Source organism: Janthinobacterium glycogeni, assembly GCF_051380725.1.
GTDB lineage: Bacteria > Pseudomonadota > Gammaproteobacteria > Burkholderiales > Burkholderiaceae_D > Janthinobacterium.
Window position 1 is genome coordinate 309,018 of the sequence record NZ_JBNYXP010000002.1, and the last position, 18,720, is coordinate 327,737.

Consider the following 18,720-nt stretch of genomic DNA (forward strand, 5'->3'; position numbering starts at 1 on the left):
CGCCTATAATTGCCGCTCCAAACTATTTCAACAGGAGACCGCCTTGAGCGCAGCATCGCCCTACACCATCCGCCTGGCCATTCCCGCCATCGCCACCTACCAGCACCTGCGCGTCGCCGCCGGCCTGAGCGCGAAAACCATGGAGGCGGCCGCCAGGGGCTTGCCGAACTCGCTGTTTGCCGTGCAAGTGCTGCTGGGCGACGAGGTGGTGGGCATGGGCAGGGTCATCGGCGATGGCGGCTGCTTCTTCCAGGTCGCCGATATCGCCGTGCTGCCGGCCCACCAGGGCAAGGGCCTGGGCAAGCGCATCATGCGCGAGATCATGCAATTCATCGAGACGGAAGTACCGCCCAGCGCGTATGTCAGCCTGATCGCCGACGGCCAGGCGCAAGAGCTGTATGCGCAATTCGGTTTCCAGCACACGGCGCCCGCCTCCGTCGGCATGGCGCTGAAGCGCTAGGCGCCCGATGCCGGCCTGGCTGCTGTGCACCATGGCGCTGGCGCTGCTGCTGAGCGCCGCCGCCTGGCGCGCCGAGCGCGCGCAGCAAAGGCGCGCACGCGCGACGCGCTGGCTGTGGCTGGCGGCCATCGCCGCGTCCGCCATCGTGCCCCTGGCATGGCTGCCCCGCGTGCTGGCGGCCATGCCGCCGGAACAGGCGCAGCTGAAACTGGGCTGGTTTGTCTTATCGAGCGGCATGCTCTTGATGTTGGCGCTGCGCGGTGTCTGGCTGCTGTCGCACCAGCGGCGCTGGCAGAAAGCATCACTGCTGGGCACGCCCGTCTTCCTGAGCGGCGGCATCGGCCCCTGCGTGGCGGGCTTGCTGCGCCCGCGCATCGTGATGCCCGTCTGGCTGCGACTGATTTCTTCCCAGCAGCAGGCGCTGTTGCTGGCGCATGCGCAATGCCGGCTGGCCGCGCGCGACCCGCAGCTGCTGGCCCTGGCCTACGCCTTGATCCTGCTGATGCCCTGGAATTTACCGCTGTGGTGGCAGGTGCACCGGCTGCGCTTTGCCATCGAAGTCGATTGCGACGCGCGCATGCTGGCGCACGGCCACGCGCCGCGCGACTATGCCATCGTCCTGCGCCAGCACGGCCAGTGTTATTCGGGGCTGACGGGCGCCTCGCCCATCGTGCTGAACGACCCGCTGGCCCTGCGGCGCCGGCGGCGGATCATGGGCAGATTTACCCGGGACCAGGCGGCGAACTTGCTATAGTAGCGGCAACGCCGCGCGGCGCGCCCGCGCCATCGGCTCCCCCTTAGAAATCAGAGAGATACCATGCTTTACCTGCTTGCCATCGTGATCGTCATCGCCCTGCTGTACTACGTCTTCAGCGGCCGCACGCCCGCCCAGCCGCTGCACAAGCCGCTCATGTCCGTGCGCCAGTACGTGCCGGCCATCCCTCCCGGCGCCCCGGCGCACCACTGGACCGATGACGGCCGTTTTGCGTCGGAAGTGGAAAACGAAGCGATGTACCAACCCGCCATCGCCAAACTGGCCGGCGAGCACGGTCCCGGCAATGCGGAAGAAAAATGCCTGGCCCTGCTCGTCTGCGACGATGCCAATCCGTTCCAGGACAAGGCCATCGCCGTCTTCATCGATGGCCAGCTGGTCGGCTACCTGTCGCACAACGACGCCCTGCGCCTGCGCCGCAACCTGGGCCGCATGGACCTGGTGGGGCAGCTGACCTCGTGCGACGCCGTCATCCGCGGCGGCGGCCTGTGGAACGGCAAGCGCCTGTCGTACGCCGTCTGGCTGGACTTGCAGCCCTACAATTAAGTGAACTCCCGCCACGGCCAGCGTTGTTGCGTCACACAAGGAAATGCCGGACAGATGGCGCCGGCGCCGATGCAGACCACTGGAAGAGCAAGGAGTTCGATGCCATTATCGCCGGCAGGAAGCCAGGCATTTTGATGCGCATCAAACAGTTCGCAATTTCCTGGCTGTCGCCTTGCGAAAGGGCATGGCCCGTGTTTTTTTTGACCCACATCAAGCCCCGCATAAGAAAACTGCCGTCCAGCACGGCAATGCTGGACTTGGCCGTGTTGCCGTTCTAGCCTTGTTGCCACCCTGACTAGCGAATGACAACATGGCTTACAAATCCATCCTCGTCCACGCCGACCTGTCGCGCCATGCGCCGCAGCGCATCGCCATCGCCGCGCGGCTGGCGCACACGCACCAGGCGCACCTGATCGGCGCCGCCATGACGGGCGTGTCGCGCTTTACCCTGGAAAACAACCGCGGCATGCGCGGCGGCGCCGTGGCGGCGCAAATTACCGCCCTGCACGGACAGGCGGAGCAGGCGCTCGATCAGTTCGAGATGCTGGCGCGCCAGGCCGGCGCCGTCTCGCTCGAGCGGCGCCTGATCGAAGACGATGCGGATGGCGGCATGGCCGTCAGCGCCCGCTACAGCGACTTGACAGTGCTCAGCCAGCACGACGACAGCGAAGCGCTGCCCGGCGCCATGAGCGACCTGGTGCCGTACGTGATGCTGAACGCGGCCCGTCCCGTGCTGATCGTGCCGCGCAGCGGACAATTCGCGCACGTGGACAACACCGTCGTGGTGGCATGGGATGGCAGCATGGAAGCGACGCGCGCCATCGGCCACGCCCTGCCCCTGCTGCGCGCGGCGCGCCTGGTGGTGCTGGCCCTGCTGCACCCGCCGGCCGGCCACGCGCAGCCGGCCCGCCATCCGGGCGCCGACATTGCCGCCTACCTGAGCCGCCATGGCGTGCCCGTCGAGGTGCGCCCGGCCGTCACCACGGGCGACGTCGGCGCGGCGCTGCTGGCCATGGCGGCCGAAGTGCATGCGGACCTGCTGGTGATGGGCGGCTACGGCCACGCGCGCTTCCGCGAAATCCTGCTGGGCGGCGTGACGGAAACGGTGCTGCGCCAGATGACCTTGCCCGTGCTGATGGCGCACTGACACCAAACGCGCTCCATGTCGTTGCACAATGGGTATACTTGCCTGTTTATCCATATCAAAGCAATGTACATGAACCAACAACTGCTCAATTGGGGCAACAGCCTGGCGCCGTTCGGCGGCGAACTGCTGTGGAGCGCCCTGCCGTGGATGCTGCTGGGCAGCGCGGCCGGCTTCGTGCTGGCGCTCGGCATCTGCTACCAGCTGGCCAGAAAATGCCTGCTGGTGCGCCGTCCCCGCGCCTGGCATGTGGCAGCCAAGCTCAGCTACGTGCTGATCCTGTTCGCGCTGCCGCTCCTCGGTGCCGGCTTGGGCGCCGTGCACAGCGTGCACCGCGTGGTCAACCAGGCCCTCGAGCGCGATCTGCAGCCGGTGGTCGAAGCACAGATGCCGGCGCTGCGCGTCTACCTGGAACAGCAGGTCAAGCTGATCGCCCCGGGCCAGCCCATCAGCGTGCGCAGCCTGCTCGAGCCCTTCGTGCAAGGCATGTATTACCGCCCCACATCCAACAGTTACTGGGAACGCGGCAAGGCGCGCTGGATCAATGAATTCATTCTGCGCCGCGGCAGCGTGCTGCTGACGCAGGTGCTGCAGGAACAGCTGATCGCCAGGGTCGGCCTGCTCGGCGAAGCGCTCAAGGGCGCCAACTTCCGCGGCCAGGCGACGGGCGAACTGGCTGCGCTGGGCACCGACCTGGCCGTGCGCCTGACCACCGATGTGGCGCGCCAGGCCGACTTCAGCAAACTCGACAAGTCGGTGCCGATGATTTTCATCGACGCCATCAAACGGCAGGCCGGCGCCTATTTCAATTCGCTCAAGATCACGCTGGGCCTGTTCGCGCTGATCGCGCTGCTGCTGGTGTGGGGCGAGATCATGCTGTATCGTCACTATTACCTGCGCCGCCATCCGCCCGCCGCGGCCCTGCCCGTTTCACCCACGTAAAAAAGCCGCGCCTACTTGCGGATGGCGCGGCTTTCAAGCGGCAGCTAAAAGCTTAGGCTTTGCGCTGTGCCACGGCGTCGACCACGCACAGGGCCGTCATGTTGACGATGCGGCGCACGGTGGCCGATGGCGTCAAAATGTGCACGGGCTTGGCGCAGCCGAGCAGGATCGGGCCCACGGCGATGCCGTTGCCGGCCGCCGTCTTGACCAGGTTGTAGGCGATATTGGCCGATTCGATGTTCGGCATGACGAGCAGGTTGGCGTCGTTCTTCAGTGCCGAATTGGGCATGATTTTTTGACGCAGCTTGCTGTCGAGGGCCGTATCGCCGTGCATTTCGCCGTCGATTTCCAGGTCCGGCGCGCGGTCCTTGATGATGGCCAGCGCGGCGCGCATCTTTTGCGCCGAAGCGCTGTCGCTGGAACCGAAGTTCGAGTGCGACAGCAGGGCCGCGCGCGGCGACAGGCCGAAACGGGTCATCTCTTCGGCGGCCATGATGGTGATCTCGGCCAGCTGCTCGGCATCCGGGTTTTCATTGACGTGCGTGTCGACCATCACCAGCTGGCGTTCCGGCATGATCAGGACGTTCATGGCGGCGTAGACGTTGCTGCCGGCGCGCTTGCCCAGCACCTGGTCGATGTATTTCAGGTGCAGCTGGGTGGTGCCGAAGGTGCCGCAGATCATGCCGTCGGCGTCGCCCTTGTGGATCATCATCGAACCGATCAGGGTGTGGCGGCGGCGCATTTCCAGCTTCGCGTATTCCTCGGTGACGCCCTTGCGGCTCGTCATCGCGTAATACGTGTTCCAGTAATCGCGATAGCGCTCGTCGAAGTCCGGGTTGATGACGTCGAAGTCGACGCCTTGCTTGAGGCGCAGGCCGAACTTCTGGATGCGCGCTTCGAGCACCGGTGGACGGCCCACCAGGATGGGACGCGCCAGTTTTTCATCGACCACCACTTGCACGGCGCGCAGCACGCGCTCTTCTTCGCCTTCGGCGTAGACGATGCGTTTGAGTTCGGCCGGCGTGGATTTGGCCATCAGGAACAGCGGCTTCATGAAGGTGCCGCTGCGGTAGACGAATTGCTGCAGGCTGTCCGCGTACGCTTGCAGATCCTTGATCGGACGCGTGGCCACGCCCGAATCCTCGGCCGCCTTGGCGACGGCCGGCGCGATCTTGATCAGCAGGCGCGGATCGAACGGCATCGGGATCAGGTATTCAGGACCGAACGACAGGTTGCTGATGCCGTAGGTGGTGGCGACGATGTCGGACTGCTCGGCATGCGCCAGGTCGGCGATCGCGTGCACGACGGCGATTTCCATCTCGCGCGTGATCGTCGTCGCGCCGCAATCGAGAGCGCCGCGGAAGATGTACGGGAAGCACAGCACGTTGTTGACCTGGTTCGGATAGTCCGAACGGCCCGTGGCGATGATGGCGTCGCTGCGCACGGCCTTGACTTCTTCCGGCAGGATTTCCGGATTCGGATTGGCCAGCGCCAGGATCAGCGGATTCGGCGCCATCTTGCGCACCATGTCTTGCTTGAGCACGCCGCCGGCGGAGACGCCGAGGAAAATATCGGCATCCGGGATGATCTCGGCCAGGGTGCGCAGCGGCGTGTCTTGCGCGAAGCGTTCCTTGTCCGGGTCCATCAGTTCCGTGCGGCCCTTGTAGACGACGCCGGCCAGGTCGGTGACGTAGATGTTTTTCAGGGGGAAGCCCAGGTCGACGATCAGGTCCAGGCAGGCCAGCGCCGCGGCGCCCGCGCCCGAGACAACCAGTTTGCAGTCCTCGATTTTCTTGCCGACGGCTTTCAAGCCGTTCAGGATGGCCGCGCCGACGATGATGGCGGTGCCGTGCTGGTCGTCATGGAAGACGGGAATCTTCATGCGGTCGCGCAGCTGGCGCTCGATGTAGAAGCACTCGGGCGCCTTGATGTCTTCCAGGTTCACGCCGCCGAAGGTCGGCTCCAGCGAGGCGATGATGTCGACCAGTTTATCGGGGTCCATCTCGTTGATCTCGATGTCGAAGACGTCGATGCCGGCGAATTTCTTGAACAGCACGCCCTTGCCTTCCATCACCGGCTTGGCGGCCAGCGGGCCGATATTGCCCAGTCCCAGCACGGCCGTGCCGTTGGTGATGACGGCCACCAGGTTGCCGCGCGCCGTATATTTATAGGCATTCGCCGGATCGATGACGATTTCTTCGCAGGGGGCGGCCACGCCTGGCGAGTAGGCCAGTGCCAGGTCGCGCTGGTTGGTCAGTTGTTTGGTCGGCGTCACGCTGATTTTGCCGGGGCGCGGGCACTCGTGATACTCGAGTGCGGCCAAGCGCAATTGTTGACGCAATTCTTCTTTTTTATCAGATGACGAATCCATGCTGTGCTGCCTTCCTGTTTGGTCGATCGGGTGTTCCGGATTTTATCAGACCGATTCTTTCAATTAGCTAGGTATTTTCCGCTAGCCACAGTCTGATATCACGAAAACGCATAACCTAGCATTGTAAGGCCGTCCGGCGGCACAAACGTCCTGAACAGGAAAAACTATCAAATTTTAGATTTCAATTAGTTTTTGTGATCAGTCGCCAGGGGCACGCCACAGCGGCAGCGCGGCGACGGCGCGCTCGATATCGTCCATGTCGTCGTCGCCCAGGCTCGTGTCGAACGGCGCGGACAGGATGCGGCGCATCAGCGCCAAACGGGTCGTCGCTTGCTGCGCGTCGATGAAACGCGTCGTCTCCGCGCAATACCGCGCACGGCGCGCGGCATCGGCGCCGTCATCGTCTCCGTCGGGATAATAATGGCGGCCGATGTGATGCAGCGACTGCAGCAGGAATTCGATCTCGCGCAGGATGCGCAGCGCATCCTCGCCGGACAGCACGATGCGGCGGTTGGCCGGCAGCAGGGACGGCGGCGCGGCCGGACTATTCAAAATTTTCATCGGTCAGGAAGGCATAGTCGTCATCGATCAGCATGTGCAGATAGGCGTCGAAGCTGTCGGCGATGACCAGGTAGCTATCGGGATCGTGCAGGAAGCGCACCACCTGCCCCACCTTGCCCGACGCCGTGGGCGTGAAATCGATATACAGCCGCGAGGAGCCGCCATTGTTCATGCAATGCGAAAAGCACAGGCGCCGGCCCTGCTCGATGCCGGCGTCGATGCGGGCGTCGACGATACCGGGATCGTCGTCCAGGTAATGGCCGTAGATGTCGGCGATGCTGCGCTGGTTCGCCTGCCCGTCCTTGAGGATCTGTTCGACGGAACTCAGGTAATACGGATACTCGAACACGTCCGAGCCCAGCATGTATACCAGCACCATGCCGCCCGCATACTTCTGATAATAGGTGCCGTTGTACTGGCCCAGCAAGCGCAGCAGGCTGTCCGGGCACAGCGGATACGCCTGGCGCAGGCTGGCCAGTTGCGCCGCGCTGGCGCCGCTGGCCAGCGCCAGCTCCGCCAGCGGTTCCGGCGGCATGGCCTGGCGCAGGCCGGCTAAATAATGGTCGACGATGTTCATGGCCGAAATATAGCAGCTGCCGGTACGCGGCAGGCGCACGCTAACGCGACGGGGCCAGATGAGCTCCGGGCGCGAAGCGCACGGCGATCAGCAGCAAGACCACCACGCCGCCGGCCATCACCATCCACGCCTGGGCCAGGCTGGATGAATGCTGGCGGATCAGGCCGGCGATGAAGGGCATGCTGCTGGCGATGATGTAGCCGCCGCCCTGCACGAATCCCAGCAGCGCGCCGGCGCCCGCCGGGTCACGCACATGGTCCATGCTGACGATCAGCGACAGGGGAAACAGGGCGCCGATGCCACAACCGAGCAAGATCACGGCGGGCAGCGCCAGTTGCGCGGGCGCCACGATCAGGCAGGCCAGGCCGGCCAGCACGGACAGCAAGACGGCCAGCAGCAGGATGCGGCGGTCGGGAAAGCGGTGGATGACGCTGGAAATCACCAGTCCCGCCAGCACTTCCACCAGGGTCAGGCCGCCGAGCAGCAAGCCGCTGTCGGCCGCGCTCCAGCCCAGCTCCGTATAAAACGGCGGCAGCCAGGCCAGCACCAGGGTGTAGGCGCCCGTGCCGATGCCAAAGAACACCATCAGCAGCCAGGCGCGGGGGCTGCCCACGGGCAGGCTGGCGCCCGCGCCGCTGGCCACGTCCACGCGCGAAGCGGCGGCGCGGCGCCACAGCAGGGCGGCGGCCACGGCAGGCAGCGCCCACAGGGCCAGCAGCGCCTGCCAACCCAGCGACTGCGCCAGCGGCGAGGCGGAGGCGGCGGCAATGGCCGCGCCGCCCATGATGCCGGTCGTGTAAAACCCCATCAACTGGCCCGCCCGTTCAGGGAAATGGCGCTTGATGAAGGCCGGCAACAGCGCCTGCACCAGCGCGATGCCCAGGCCGCCCAGGGCCGCCGTGGCGATCAGGCCGCCGCTGCCATGCAGGGGCCAGCGCAACGCGCAGGCGGCAGCGATGATGGCGATGCCAAGGCTGATGCCGCGCGCCACGCCCAGGCGGCGCTGCAGCTGCGCGCCCGCCAGCGCACACACGCCCATGGCGAACACGGGCACGGTGGTCAGCAAGCCCGCGTCGGCATTGCCGAGGCCCGTGCCGGCCTGGATGCTGTCGAGCAAGGGGCCGATGGCCGCCAGGATGGGGCGCAAATTCAGGCCCAGCAGGATGATGGCGGCCACCAGCAGGGCCGGGGAAGCGGAAGAAGAAAGGGGAACGGCAGGTCGTGCGGTAGGCATGGGATAGTCCTTGCCTCGCTGGGAGGCACATGGTTTAATGCGTCATCCAAAATATGACTCGATGAAAAGTATCTTAACATAAAGATAGAAATCTATCTTAAGGCCAAGATAAATGGAAATCCCATGACAACTACCCCGCAAGAACACACGCGCGCGCAATTTGCCGCCGCACAATGGCAACGCGAACTGCCGCAGATGGATACGCGCGCCATGCAGCTGGTGGGCCAGCTGGGCACGGTAGCGCAGCTGATGGCGCGCGACTGGCTCAACCCGCTGTTCGCCGAACACGGTTTGCAGCCGGGCGAATTCGACGTGCTGGCGACATTGCGCCGCTCGGGCGCGCCGTATGCGCTGACGCCGACGGCCCTGTACGAGGCGGCCATGCTGTCCTCGGGCGGCATGACCAACCGCATCGACCGGCTGGAAGCGGCCGGCCTGATCGAACGCCAGAAGCATCCGACGGACCGGCGCGGCGTGCTGGTGGCGCTCACGCCCAAGGGAGTGGAACTGATTGAAAAGCTGGTGCTGCTGCACGTGGACAACGAGCGCAGGATGCTGTCGGTGCTCAGCGCGGACGAGCAGCGCCAGCTCGACCAGTTGCTGGCCAAGCTGCTGCACGGCATGGCGCAGGCGAAGAAGGACTAAGCAGCGAGCAGCTGCGCCAGCTCGCGCAGCGCCGCATGGCCGCGCCGGGCCTGGCGCTGCAATTCTTCCGGCGCACAGTGTCCATACAGGGCCTGGACGTGGCCCTCGCTGGCGGCGCGCAGGTCGAGTTCGCCCGCACCGGGATCGGGCAACTGCCCCTCGACCAGGGTCAGGAAATAATGCCGCTGCGCGCCGCGCAGGTTGGCCGCGAACTGCAGCACCAGGCCGCTGTCGAACAGCAGCGCACCGCTGCGCGCCCCTGCCTCCAGCAGCAGGCGATACGGCGGCAAGGGCCGCCGCGCCGCGCGCAGCACGCTGGCCAGGCGTACCTGATAACCGAGTTCCAATCCATTCGCATGCAAGCGGCCGCCTTGCAGATACACCTTGAACGATGCTTGCACGGCCCGGCCGGCGCGGCGGAACCAGCGCTCATCCTCATACAGGCACAGCTGGCCGCCATCGCACAGCTCGTAAAACCCGCACGCCAGCAGTTCCGGCGCCGTGAACGTGGTCAGGCCGACGGCCTGCGGCTCGCGCAGCCAGCCATCGTCAAGATAGGATTGCATCAGGGCGTGGATATCGTGGAAGAGCATAGGGGCATGATCGGCGGTGGCAAAGCCCCGTATTGTAGGCCAGCCTATAATAGCCGGGCCACACCATCACTCAACGAACAGACCACGCCATGGCCCCACACGACGCGCTTTCCGAATTCGACCTGATCAAACAATACTTCGTGCGCCAGCGCCCCGGCCGCGCCACCCTGGGCATCGGCGACGATTGCGCACTGATCACGCCCGGCGCCGGCAAGCAGATCGCCATCTCCTCGGACATGCTGGTCGAGGACCGGCACTTCTTTGCCGGCGCCGACGCCCGCATGCTCGGCCATAAAAGCCTGGCCGTGAACCTGTCCGACCTGGCCGCCATGGGCGCGCGTCCCGTGGCATTCACTTTGGCCCTGGCCCTGCCGCAAGCGGAACGCGCCTGGCTGGCCGGCTTTGCCGAAGGCCTGTTCGCGCTGGCCGACGCGTTTAATTGCGAACTGATCGGCGGCGACACCACCAAGGGCCCGCTCAATATCTGCATCACCGTGTTCGGCGAACTGGCGCCGGGCCAGGCCCTGCGCCGCAGCGCGGCCGTGGCGGGCGACGACATCTGGGTCAGCGGCACCGTGGGCGACGCGCGCCTGGCGCTGGCCGGCTACCGCATGGAACAGGAGCTGGCACCCGCCGACCTGCTGACAGCGGCCGCGCGCATGCACACGCCGACGCCGCGCGTGGCGCTCGGTTGCGCGCTGGCCGAAGCGGGCCTCGCGCATGCGGCCATCGACATTTCGGACGGTCTGGTCGGCGACCTCGGTCACATCTTGAAAGCGTCGCGGGTGGGCGCCACGCTCGACGTCGATGCCCTGCCGGCCGGCCCCGTGCTGGCACGGCAGGAAACAGGCCTGCGCCGCCGCTACGCGGCCGCCGGTGGCGACGACTATGAACTGTGCTTCACGGCGCCGGCTTCCTCGCGCGACGCCATCGCCGCACTGGCGATCAGCTGCGGCACGCCCGCCACGCGCGTGGGCCGCATCGAAGCGCAATCAGGCTTGCGCCTGGTGGATGCAACGGGGCAGCCGCTCGACCTGCGCTTGTCTTCCTTCGACCACTTCAGCCAATAGGTTCTAGCGCACCGCCACGCGCGCCAGCCCCGGCTGGTTCACCATCCAGTAGTGCTGGAAGGCCAGGCGGATGTTGTCGCGCAGCTGGGTGTCGTCCCACGGCTTCGTATAAAAACGGTAAATGGCGCCCCGGTTGATCGAGTCGAGCACGGCCTCCAGGCCCGTGTAGCCGGACAGGATGATGCGGATGGTTTCCGGATACAGCTCTTTGACTTTACTGAGGAATTCCGTGCCGCTCATGCTGGGCATGCGCTGATCGCAGACGATGACGTGGACCCTGTGCAGGGCCAGCATTTCAAAGCCTTCGGCCGGCGTGCTGGCCGTGAGGATCTGGTATCCCTCGGGGCGGAACAGGCGGTGCAGCGACGACAGCACGTTGACGTCGTCGTCGACGATAAGCAGAGTTTGCGCCGGCTGGGCGGCCGGGTCGTGGCCGGGCGGCAGGCCGGCGCCGGCGACGATCATCTGCCCCAGTTCCAGCGCCGGCAGGGCGCGGCTGAAATAAAAGCCCTGGATCTCGTCGCAGCGGTTGCGCCGCAGGTATTCGAGCTGCGGACGCGATTCCACGCCCTCGGCCACCACGCTCAGTTTCAGGCTGTGCGCCATGCTGACGATGGCCAGCGCGATGGCCGCGTCGTTCGGGTTGCTGGTGATGTTGCGCACGAAGGCGATGTCGATCTTCAGCTTGTCGATCGGGAAGCGCTGCAGATACGCGAGGCTCGAGTAACCGGTGCCGAAATCGTCGATGGCCACCTTCACGCCGATTTTCTTCAGCTTGCCCAGCACGACGATGGTGCGCTCGGCGTTCGACATCAGCGCCGTTTCCGTCAGTTCCAGCTCCAGCAGCTCGGGCGCCACGTTGTGCCGCGTCAGCGCGCGCGTCACTTCGCCTTCCAGGTCGCCTTCGGCAAACTGGCGGCTCGACACGTTCACGGCCACGTGCACGGGCCCCACTTCGCTGTCGCGCCATTCGGCGATCTGGCGGCAGGCGGCCTGGATCACCCAGGCGCCCACGCGCACGATCAGGCCCGTGTCTTCCAGCACCGGCACGAATTCGGCCGGCGCCACCAGGCCGTAGCCGGGGCGGCGCCAGCGCAGCAGCGCCTCCACGCCGCTGATGCGGCCCGTGCGCAAATCCACCTTCGGCTGGTAATACAGGATGAACTGCTCGTGTTCGAGCGCATGGCGCAGCGCCAGTTCCAGGTCCAGGCGCGCCAGCACCTGCACGTTCATGCCGGCCGTGAAAAAGCGGTAGCCGTCGCGGCCCGCCTGCTTGGCCCCGCCCATGGCCGTATTCGCGTATTTGATCAGCGTTTCCGGGTCGGTGGCGTCGTCCGGATACATGGCGATGCCGATGCTGGCCGTCAGGGTGGCCGCGTGGCCGCGCAAGTCGAACGGCGCGCGCAAGGCTTCGCGCACCTGGTTGGCCACCGCCACAGCTTCCTGCTGGTTGCGGCTCATGGTGAGGATCAGCGCGAATTCGTCGTTGCCCAACCGGCCCACCGTGTCGCGCAGGCGCACGCATTGGACCAGGCGGTTGCTGAACTGGCGCAGCAGCTCGTCGCCCAGCGCCGCGCCCAGGGTGTCGTTGATGCTTTTGAAGCGGTCCAGCGCGATGAACAGCACCACGATGCGCCAGCTTTTTTCCTGCGCCAGTTCGACGGCCTGGGCCAGGGTCTGGTAGAACAGGCTGCGGTTCGGCAGCCCCGTCAAGCCATCGTAGTGGGCCAGGTGCTTCAGGCGCTCCTGCGCCTGGCGCCGCTCGCTGATGTCGCGCGCCACGGCGATCAGCAGCAGGCCGCCCGCCGCCTGCCCGCCCATCACGGGCGCCTGCGCATACCAGTGCCAGCCCAGTTCCACGGGCACCAGGCTCAGGTCACGCCGCACCAGTTCGCATTCCGTCACTTCCGTGGCCAGGTGGGCCGGGCCGCCCGGCAGCGCGGCCAGCGGCGGGGCCGGCGGCGACGGCAGCAAGGTGCCGGGCGCCAGCGCCAGCAGTTCGGCGCGCGCATAGCCGAGCAGGCGGCACGCGCCGTCGTTGACGTCAACCAGGGTCATGCCCAGCACATCGACGAGGAAGATGGCGTCCGTGGTGGCGTCCATGGCGCCGCGAAAGCGCTGCAGTTCGGCCGTGCGCTGGCCCACCGTGCGTTCGAGCAGGGTGTTGTAGTGGCGCGCGGCGCGGTGCAGCAGCCGCACTTCAAGCATGTTGCGGATGCGCGTGAGCACTTCGAGCGCGTCGAAGGGCTTGCTGATGAAGTCGCGCGCGCCCGCTTCCAGCGCCGCCAGCTTGGCGTCCGGGTCGGCGGCGATCACCAGCACGGGCAGATAGCCTTCCAGCTCCAGCGGGCGCAAGGCATCCATCACCTCATAGCCGCTCATGCCGGGCATCACCAGGTCGAGGATGATCAGGTCGAACTGGTGCCGCTGGTGCAGGCCGGCCACGGCGCGCGCGTCGAGGGTGCTGCTGATGGCCGTGTAGCCGCCGCTTTGCAGCAAATGCTCGAGCAGGCGCAAATTGACGTCCTGGTCATCGACGATGAGGATTTTCGCCGCATAGATATCGGCCTGGCTGATCATGGCGCGCCTGTTCCCTTCTGCCGGCGCTGCTGCGCCACATAGGCCAGGGTGCTGTTGATCGCCTCGGTAAATTCATCGAGGTTGATCGGCTTGGTCAGGTAGCGGTAAAAGCCCAGCGCCATGCTGCGCTCGACGTCGCCCGGCATGGCGTTGGCCGTCAGGGCGATGACGGGAATGTGCGCCGTGCGGGGATCGGCGCGCAGCAGCTTCAGCGCTTCCGTGCCGTTCACGTGCGGCAGATTGATGTCCATCAGGATCAGCTGCGGCAGGTGCGTGCGCGCCATTTCCACGCCCAGGCGGCCATCCGTGGCCGTCAGCAGCTGCAATTGCGGGCAGTAGCGGACGATTTCCTCGACCAGGGTCAGGTTGGCGGGATTGTCTTCCACGTACAGCAAGGTCACGGGAGCGCTGTGCTCGAGCAGCGCCCCGGCCAGGTCGGGCCGCGGCAAGGCCAGCAGGTCGGGTGCGGGCACGGCGTCGACCACGCGCAGCTCGATCCAGAAGGTGCTGCCCTCGCCGGGCGCACTGGTCACGCCGATGCTGCCATCCATCAGCTCCACCAGGCGCTTGGTGACCACCAGGCCGATGCCGCTGCCTTCTTCCGTGCCGCCTTCCTGCCCCAGCCTGTTGAAGGGCTGGAACAGCAGCGCCACCTGTTCGCCGTCCAGGCCCACGCCCGTGTCGCGCACGCTGATGCGCACCCGTCCGTCCGCCTGCGGCGCGCAATCGATGGCCACCTGCCCCTGCTCGCGGTTGTACTTGAGCGCATTCGACAGCAGATTCAACAGAATCTGCTTGAGGCGCGTGCGGTCGGCCAGCACGTTCAGGGGGCAAGCGTCGGGAAAGGTCATGCGGATGCCGCGCTGGCTGGCCAGCGGCGCGATCATGTCGCGGCATTCCTGCAAGATGGCGTCCAGGCCCACCGGTTCCAGCGACAGGCTGACCGTGCCCGACTCCACCTTCGCCAGGTCGAGGATTTCATTGATCAAGGTCAGCAGGTGGCGCCCCGATTTCAGGATATGGCCGGCAAACTCCTTCTTTTGCTCCAGGGTCGACGGCAGGCGGTCGGAACTGAGGATTTGCGCGAAGCCCAGGATGGCGTTGAGCGGCGTGCGCAATTCATGGCTCATCGACGACAGGAAGGCCGACTTGGCATAGTTGGCGCTGCGCGCCTCTTCCATCGCCATGGCCAGTTCGCCATTCGTCATTTCCAGCTGCATCGTGCGCTCGTGCACGCGCACTTCCAGTTCCTGGTTCAGGCGCATGACTTCCTGCTGCGCCTGGGTGCGCCGCTCGCCTTCGCGCGCCAGTTCACCGTTCGAACGCTCCAGCGCCTGCGTGCGCAGCTCGATCTCGGCCAGCATCTTGTTGAAGGAATCGACCAGCTGCGCCACTTCGTCGTCGCTGAGCTTGCGCGCGCGGCGCGAGTAGTCGCCCGTCTCGATCACTTCGCGCGCCACGTCGGCGATGTCGAGGATGGGCTGCGTGATGACGAAATCGAGGCGGCGCAACAGCAGCAAGGCCACCAGCAGCGCCAGCACCGTCACGCCTAGCGCGATGGCCAGGTAATCGGCCGTGCGGCCGGCCAGCTCGTAATCGGCGCGCAGATACACGGTGCCCAGCAGTTCGCCATTGTCGACGATGGGCTTGAACAATTCGACCGAGCTGCCGGTGATATTTTCGCCTTCCTTGCCCACCTTCTCCGGCAGCGCGCCCACGCGCTCATTTGCGCGGTAGCTGGCAAACAGGCTGCCGTCGGCCTTGTACAGGGCGCCGGCCGTCACGCGCGGGCGGATGCGCATCAGGTTGAGGTTTTCCAGCGCCAGGCGTTCGTCGTCGAAGGCCAGCGCGGCCGAACTCATGTGCCCCAGCAGCTCGGCCTGGGTACTGATGTCGGCCACCAGGTTGCGGTGGTAGGCGCGCAAGTCGTAGACGACGATGGTGCCCAGCGAAATGACGAGCGCCACCAGGGTGGTCAGCAAGACCACCGACATCAGCTTGCGGCGGATGGAACGCAGTCGTATCATCTAGGCGCCTCCCGTCTGCACGCGGTAGGCGGCCAGCAGCATGCGCGCACTGATGCGGATATGCGCCTGCGCCACGGGTTTGAGCGCCACGTCGAAGCGCACCTTGTCTTCGGCCATCACAAAATTGATCATGCTGCCCATCGCGTAGACCTCATCCGAATCGGATACCGTCAGCAACGCCAGGCCACGGCTGGCGGCCAGCATTTCCTGCAGCGCCATTTTATCCAGCGCGCCCAGGTACAGCACGTGCAGCCCGGCCAGCGCTTCGCCGCGGCGCACTTTTTTCACCTGCACGGCGCGGCCGTTGACGCTGTGCCCGGCCACGCTCTGTTCGAGCTGCTCGGCCAGCGCATCGGCGCCCGCCACGCCGATCACCAGCGGGGAGTCGGGCCGGGCAAAGCTGCCGTCGGGCCACTCGACATAACCGGCAAACTTGTACAGATACCCGGCCTTGACCTGGCGTTCCAGCTCCCCCGGCACCTGCGCCCGCGCATCGACGCACAGCACGCCCAGGAGCAGCATTAGCCAGCCCCAGCGCAGGGAACGGCGAGCAGCGCCGCGCACGGGGCGGCGCAGGGGGCCAGGATGACGCCACCAGGTCCAGTTCAGAATTACCATGACAACCGAGTAAAGATAATGCATATGAAGGCGCGGCACCATGCCGCTTGCCGGTTCGGACGATGCGCACCAAGGTGGCGCAGCGACAGCCCGCCTGCCGGCCCGAAGTGGTAGCAAATGTATAAAAGAGTGTACGCATTTTCGCTGTGACCGGGGAAAGTTTCTTTTACCGTCGGCCATGCTACAGTCCTGCCACCATCTTCACCGCATGCAGGAATCAACCATGAGCAACGCACTCGTCCCCCTCTCCACCGCCGTCGGCCTGGCCTTGCAGGCGAAAGGCCTGTTGCTGGCCACGGCCGAATCGTGCACGGGCGGCGGCGTGGCGCAGGCCATCACCGATATCTCGGGCTCGAGCGCCTGGTTCGAACGGGGCTTCGTCACCTATTCCAACGGGGCCAAGACCGGCATGCTGGGCGTGCCCGCCGAACTGATCGCCGCACACGGCGCCGTCAGCGAGGAAGTGGCGGCCGCCATGGCGCAGGGCACCTTGGCCCACAGCGAAGCCCAGGTAGCCGTCTCGACGACGGGCATCGCCGGCCCCACGGGCGGCGTGCCGGGCAAGCCCGTCGGCACCGTCTGCTTCGGCTGGGCCATGGACGGGCGCGTGCAGACGCAGCGGCTGGTGTTCGCGGGCGACCGCCAGGCCGTGCGCGAGCAGGCGGTGGCGCACGCCTTGCGGGAACTGCTGCGTTTTATTCAGTAGCGTCGGCGATGCAGGCACGGTCGCGGCCCGCCTGCTTGGCCGCGTACAGGGCGCTGTCGGCGCGCATCAGCAATTCGTGGCGGCCGGCGCCGTGGCGCGGATATTCGGCAATGCCGGCCGAAAAGGTGCAGCCCGTCAAGCTGTGCGGCGCCTGCCGGATCAGCAGCTGGCGGTAGCGCACGGCGATGTCGTCGATCTTGTGCGCCGCGATGAGGCTGTCGGCTTCGCGTAACAGCAGGCAGAATTCCTCGCCGCCATAGCGGCACACCATATCGCTGCCGCGCAGCTGGCCTTCCACCAGGCGCGCGAACTGGATCAGCACTTCGTCGCCAAAATTATGCCCGTAGGTGTCGTTGACGCGCTTGAAAAAATCCAGGTCGATGATGGCGATGGCCACGGGCGCATCCCCATCGGCCTCGTGCAGGATGGCATTGAGGCAGGTTTCAAAATGGCGGCGGTTGTACAGGCCCGTCAGATGGTCGCGCATGGCCTGTTCCTTCAGGCTGTCCTGCAGGGAATTGACGTGCAGGATCTGGTGCGCCAGTTCACGGTTCAGGTGCTCGAGCTTGACGTTTTCCGATTCGCGCGCCGCCTGCAGCTCCAGCGCCTTGTCGCGCTCGGCCTTCAGGCTGTGCATTTCCTTTTCCAGATTGCGCATCAGGCTGCGCGAGGCGCGCGCCGACTTGCTGCTGGCCTCGTACGCGGCCTGGTATTGCTGCAGGAAACCGTACGCGGTTTGCCATTCGCCCAGCTGGGCATTGATGTCGGCCAAGCCGCGCAGGATCTGTTGCTGGTGAAACGGGTTGCGCGTCCAGCTCAGCAGGCTGTGCGCCTGCGTCAGGGACGCCAGCGCCTGCGCCGTCTGGCCCGCGTGCAGGTCCAGCTTGCCGCGCACCAGCCATGCATGCATCTGCTCCTCCAGGTCCTGGCCCCGGCGCGCATAGTCTTCGGCCCGCAGCAGCAATTGCAAGGCCTTCCCGGGCTGGCGCAGCAGGATGGCGGCGTGGGCGGCGATGCAGAACAGGAAGGCGCGCACGGCCAGGTCTTCTTCCGGCCACTCGTAAAACGGCTCGACCAGCGCCAGCGCCTCGGCCGGCTTGCCGGTGGCTAATAAACACATGGCCAGGTTGGCCGACACGATGGTTTGCTGGTACTTGAGCTTTTGCGTGCCGATGATGTCGAGCGCCTCGACCAGCAGCGGGATGGCGTCTTCATCGTTGCCCAGGTCGTGCTGCGACGACGCCAGGTTCGACAGGCTGTTGACCCGGTGCGCGGGACTGCCGAAACGCTCGGCGATGTCGAGCGCCAGCAGGAAATTGCGCGGACCGTCCTGCGTATCGCCACGGTTCAGGGCATCGACGCCCAGGCGCGCATACAGCATGAACTTGTGCAGCGAGTCGGGGATCTGCGCGGCCTGGCTGCGCGCCTGCAGGAAATGCTGCTCGGCACCGGCAAAGTCGCCGCGCCGGCTCGCGTACGCGCCCTGCAGGGCGGCCACTTCCATGCCCCCTTCCAGGTCGCCGCTGTGCAGGAAATACGCGCGCAGGCGCTCGCATGACGGTTCCGCCTCGCCCGCGTAATACGCGAGCCAGCAATGATTGAGTTCCGCATATGCGCCGCCGCGCGCATACTGTTGTCGTTGCGCCGCCGCCAGCGCCATCTGCGCCAGCCGGCGTGCCTGGCGGCGGTTACCGATCAGACAGGACAGGGCTTGCTGATTCAAACGGTCAATGTCGGCTTTATCGAGACTGGAGATCGGCACTGCGTCCTCGTTCACACTCTGGGGTGCATTTTTCACACAAAACTTGCTTTGTATCAATGGTATCCTGATTAACATCATAACCAGATTCGCGCGCGCGCATGGCATCTTTGCA

General features: G+C 65.8%; 17 protein-coding genes. 8 read left to right on the forward strand and 9 right to left on the reverse strand.

The window, feature by feature from the left end; genetic code table 11:
• The first annotated feature begins 43 nt into the window (after window positions 1–43).
• The 5 genes from ACQ4W4_RS06955 to ACQ4W4_RS06975 all read left to right on the forward strand — a co-directional run bounded on the left by ACQ4W4_RS06955 (window position 44) and on the right by ACQ4W4_RS06975 (window position 3,864).
• Window positions 44–460, forward strand: a complete 417-nt coding sequence (locus ACQ4W4_RS06955) for a GNAT family N-acetyltransferase (RefSeq protein ID WP_436541342.1) — start codon at window positions 44–46, stop codon at window positions 458–460.
• Window positions 461–467: 7 nt separating this feature from the next.
• The gene (locus ACQ4W4_RS06960) at window positions 468–1,214 is read left to right on the forward strand and encodes a M56 family metallopeptidase (protein WP_436541343.1); all 747 of its coding nucleotides are present in this window, start codon (window positions 468–470) and stop codon (window positions 1,212–1,214) included.
• Between the two features lie 63 nt (window positions 1,215–1,277).
• Window positions 1,278–1,778: a hypothetical protein gene (locus ACQ4W4_RS06965; RefSeq protein ID WP_436541344.1), complete on the forward strand. Its 501-nt coding sequence runs from the start codon at window positions 1,278–1,280 to the stop codon at window positions 1,776–1,778.
• A 310-nt stretch (window positions 1,779–2,088) separates the two neighbouring features.
• Window positions 2,089–2,925: a universal stress protein gene (locus ACQ4W4_RS06970; RefSeq protein ID WP_436541345.1), complete on the forward strand. Its 837-nt coding sequence runs from the start codon at window positions 2,089–2,091 to the stop codon at window positions 2,923–2,925.
• 69 nt (window positions 2,926–2,994) lie between these two features.
• Window positions 2,995–3,864, forward strand: coding sequence for a hypothetical protein (locus ACQ4W4_RS06975; RefSeq protein ID WP_436541346.1), 870 nt, complete (start codon window positions 2,995–2,997; stop codon window positions 3,862–3,864).
• A 52-nt stretch (window positions 3,865–3,916) separates the two neighbouring features.
• On the opposite strand, the gene ACQ4W4_RS06980 is transcribed toward ACQ4W4_RS06975, so the two are convergent.
• The 4 genes from ACQ4W4_RS06980 to ACQ4W4_RS06995 form a co-directional block, all read right to left on the reverse strand.
• Window positions 3,917–6,235, reverse strand: coding sequence for an NADP-dependent malic enzyme (locus tag ACQ4W4_RS06980; RefSeq protein ID WP_436541347.1), 2,319 nt, complete (start codon window positions 6,233–6,235; stop codon window positions 3,917–3,919).
• Window positions 6,236–6,433: 198 nt separating this feature from the next.
• Complete coding sequence (locus tag ACQ4W4_RS06985; protein WP_436541348.1) at window positions 6,434–6,787, reverse strand: hypothetical protein; 354 nt, start codon at window positions 6,785–6,787, stop codon at window positions 6,434–6,436.
• Window positions 6,780–7,373 (reverse strand): SMI1/KNR4 family protein, encoded by a 594-nt coding sequence (locus tag ACQ4W4_RS06990; RefSeq protein WP_436541349.1) that lies wholly within the window; start codon window positions 7,371–7,373, stop codon window positions 6,780–6,782. The genes ACQ4W4_RS06985 and ACQ4W4_RS06990 overlap by 8 nt, the downstream gene beginning before the upstream one ends.
• Window positions 7,374–7,413: 40 nt before the next feature.
• A complete protein-coding gene (locus tag ACQ4W4_RS06995) occupies window positions 7,414–8,607 on the reverse strand; it encodes an MFS transporter (RefSeq protein ID WP_436541350.1) in 1,194 nt (397 codons plus the stop codon).
• Window positions 8,608–8,730: 123 nt separating this feature from the next.
• On the opposite strand from ACQ4W4_RS06995, the gene ACQ4W4_RS07000 reads away from it, so the two are divergent.
• On the forward strand, window positions 8,731–9,252 hold the full coding sequence (locus ACQ4W4_RS07000; RefSeq protein WP_436541351.1) for a MarR family winged helix-turn-helix transcriptional regulator: 522 nt from the start codon (window positions 8,731–8,733) through the stop codon (window positions 9,250–9,252).
• Here ACQ4W4_RS07000 and ACQ4W4_RS07005 read toward each other — a convergent pair.
• Window positions 9,249–9,845, reverse strand: a complete 597-nt coding sequence (locus ACQ4W4_RS07005; protein WP_436541352.1) for a hypothetical protein — start codon at window positions 9,843–9,845, stop codon at window positions 9,249–9,251. The two genes, ACQ4W4_RS07000 and ACQ4W4_RS07005, sit on opposite strands and share 4 nt — an antisense overlap.
• Before the next feature lie 89 nt (window positions 9,846–9,934).
• Here ACQ4W4_RS07005 and thiL point away from each other — a divergent pair, with 89 nt between their 5' ends.
• On the forward strand, window positions 9,935–10,915 hold the full coding sequence (gene thiL, locus ACQ4W4_RS07010) for a thiamine-phosphate kinase (RefSeq protein ID WP_436541353.1): 981 nt from the start codon (window positions 9,935–9,937) through the stop codon (window positions 10,913–10,915).
• A gap of 3 nt (window positions 10,916–10,918) precedes the next feature.
• Here thiL and ACQ4W4_RS07015 read toward each other — a convergent pair whose 3' ends face one another.
• The 3 genes from ACQ4W4_RS07015 to ACQ4W4_RS07025 are packed head-to-tail and all read right to left on the reverse strand — an operon-like array spanning window position 10,919 to window position 16,140.
• The gene (locus ACQ4W4_RS07015) at window positions 10,919–13,495 is read right to left on the reverse strand and encodes an EAL domain-containing protein (RefSeq protein ID WP_436541354.1); all 2,577 of its coding nucleotides are present in this window, start codon (window positions 13,493–13,495) and stop codon (window positions 10,919–10,921) included.
• Window positions 13,492–15,522, reverse strand: coding sequence for a sensor histidine kinase, YfiR-like protein-associated (locus tag ACQ4W4_RS07020; RefSeq protein ID WP_436541355.1), 2,031 nt, complete (start codon window positions 15,520–15,522; stop codon window positions 13,492–13,494). The genes ACQ4W4_RS07015 and ACQ4W4_RS07020 overlap by 4 nt, the downstream gene beginning before the upstream one ends.
• On the reverse strand, window positions 15,523–16,140 hold the full coding sequence (locus ACQ4W4_RS07025) for a TOL_0243 family YfiR-like periplasmic protein (RefSeq protein ID WP_436541356.1): 618 nt from the start codon (window positions 16,138–16,140) through the stop codon (window positions 15,523–15,525).
• A gap of 223 nt (window positions 16,141–16,363) precedes the next feature.
• On the opposite strand from ACQ4W4_RS07025, the gene ACQ4W4_RS07030 reads away from it, so the two are divergent.
• Window positions 16,364–16,846, forward strand: a complete 483-nt coding sequence (locus ACQ4W4_RS07030) for a CinA family protein (protein ID WP_436541357.1) — start codon at window positions 16,364–16,366, stop codon at window positions 16,844–16,846.
• Here the strand turns inward: ACQ4W4_RS07030 and ACQ4W4_RS07035 are convergent.
• Window positions 16,836–18,608 carry a GGDEF domain-containing protein gene (locus tag ACQ4W4_RS07035; RefSeq protein WP_436541358.1) on the reverse strand — a complete coding sequence of 591 codons (1,773 nt, stop codon included), beginning with the start codon at window positions 18,606–18,608 and terminating at the stop codon, window positions 16,836–16,838. The two genes, ACQ4W4_RS07030 and ACQ4W4_RS07035, sit on opposite strands and share 11 nt — an antisense overlap.
• Between the last annotated feature and the right edge of the window lie 112 nt (window positions 18,609–18,720).

What these genes read in the sequence shown, in the direction of transcription:
- ACQ4W4_RS06960 (WP_436541343.1), top strand. Translation starts at nt 468, where the DNA reads ATGCCGGCCTGGCTGCTGTGCACCATGGCGCTGGCGCTGCTGCTGAGC.
- ACQ4W4_RS06965 (WP_436541344.1), top strand. Translation starts at nt 1,278, where the DNA reads ATGCTTTACCTGCTTGCCATCGTGATCGTCATCGCCCTGCTGTACTAC.
- ACQ4W4_RS06970 (WP_436541345.1), top strand. Translation starts at nt 2,089, where the DNA reads ATGGCTTACAAATCCATCCTCGTCCACGCCGACCTGTCGCGCCATGCG.
- ACQ4W4_RS06975 (WP_436541346.1), top strand. Translation starts at nt 2,995, where the DNA reads ATGAACCAACAACTGCTCAATTGGGGCAACAGCCTGGCGCCGTTCGGC.
- ACQ4W4_RS06980 (WP_436541347.1), bottom strand. Translation starts at nt 6,235, where the DNA reads ATGGATTCGTCATCTGATAAAAAAGAAGAATTGCGTCAACAATTGCGC.
- ACQ4W4_RS06990 (WP_436541349.1), bottom strand. Translation starts at nt 7,373, where the DNA reads ATGAACATCGTCGACCATTATTTAGCCGGCCTGCGCCAGGCCATGCCG.
- ACQ4W4_RS06995 (WP_436541350.1), bottom strand. Translation starts at nt 8,607, where the DNA reads ATGCCTACCGCACGACCTGCCGTTCCCCTTTCTTCTTCCGCTTCCCCG.
- ACQ4W4_RS07000 (WP_436541351.1), top strand. Translation starts at nt 8,731, where the DNA reads ATGACAACTACCCCGCAAGAACACACGCGCGCGCAATTTGCCGCCGCA.
- ACQ4W4_RS07005 (WP_436541352.1), bottom strand. Translation starts at nt 9,845, where the DNA reads ATGCTCTTCCACGATATCCACGCCCTGATGCAATCCTATCTTGACGAT.
- thiL (WP_436541353.1), top strand. Translation starts at nt 9,935, where the DNA reads ATGGCCCCACACGACGCGCTTTCCGAATTCGACCTGATCAAACAATAC.
- ACQ4W4_RS07015 (WP_436541354.1), bottom strand. Translation starts at nt 13,495, where the DNA reads ATGATCAGCCAGGCCGATATCTATGCGGCGAAAATCCTCATCGTCGAT.
- ACQ4W4_RS07020 (WP_436541355.1), bottom strand. Translation starts at nt 15,522, where the DNA reads ATGATACGACTGCGTTCCATCCGCCGCAAGCTGATGTCGGTGGTCTTG.
- ACQ4W4_RS07025 (WP_436541356.1), bottom strand. Translation starts at nt 16,140, where the DNA reads ATGGTAATTCTGAACTGGACCTGGTGGCGTCATCCTGGCCCCCTGCGC.
- ACQ4W4_RS07030 (WP_436541357.1), top strand. Translation starts at nt 16,364, where the DNA reads ATGAGCAACGCACTCGTCCCCCTCTCCACCGCCGTCGGCCTGGCCTTG.